The following is a 250-nucleotide window of genomic DNA, read 5'->3' as shown; positions in this document are numbered from 1 at the left end:
TAACATTAAAGATGAAAACATACAATTTGAGGAAAAAGTTGAAAAATCGAAGTTTAAAGGTCGATTAAGCCTTTTCTATTACGGTGAACTTAGCTACACACCAAGCCATTGTGAGTGTTGTGGGGAGAAAAATGAACACCATACAGTTATTAAAGCAGGTAAAAAGCAATCTAGGATTACACTCCCTCACATATCTGAGTTACCTGCTTATCTCATACTTAAAAAACAACGTTTTTATTGTAAAGCTTGT

Annotated in this window: 1 protein-coding gene; it reads left to right on the top strand. The window is 33.6% G+C overall.

Annotated features, from left to right (window positions below):
- On the top strand, positions 1-250 hold a 250-nt coding region (locus HHH54_RS11720), incomplete at both ends, for a transposase family protein (RefSeq protein WP_198618838.1).

It is taken from the genome of Staphylococcus canis, assembly GCF_016238445.1.
GTDB classification, from domain to species: Bacteria; Bacillota; Bacilli; order Staphylococcales; family Staphylococcaceae; genus Staphylococcus; species Staphylococcus canis.
Note: the sequence above shows the minus strand (reverse complement) of the source record. Positions and strands in the feature narration are given on the sequence as shown.